The following is a 341-nucleotide window of genomic DNA, read 5'->3' on the forward strand; positions in this document are numbered from 1 at the left end:
GTCCTTCATCGCCTCTGACTGCCAGGGCATCCACCGTGTACGCTTAGTCGCTTAACCTCACAACCCGAAGATGTTTCGTAAAACATCATCGTGTCGCGAAAATTTGAGAGACTCGAACACACATTAGCTGTGTGTCGTTTCAATTTTCAGCTTGATCCAGATTTTTAAAGAGCAAAATTTCACAATGCACTTCACAGTACATTTTGAAATTTATCATTCATCAGACAATCTGTGTGGACACTACAAAGGCAGGTTCTTTCAGGTAAGGAGGTGATCCAACCGCAGGTTCCCCTACGGTTACCTTGTTACGACTTCACCCCAGTCATGAATCACAAAGTGGT

1 rRNA gene is annotated in these 341 nt (G+C 44.0%); it reads right to left on the bottom strand.

Annotated features, from left to right (window positions below):
• Positions 1–263 precede the first annotated feature (263 nt).
• Positions 264–341 (bottom strand): 16S ribosomal RNA (locus ACSIPU_RS30785); the annotation flags it as partial.

Source organism: Klebsiella sp. HN106, from assembly GCF_051209435.1.
GTDB classification, from domain to species: Bacteria; Pseudomonadota; Gammaproteobacteria; order Enterobacterales; family Enterobacteriaceae; genus Klebsiella; species Klebsiella oxytoca.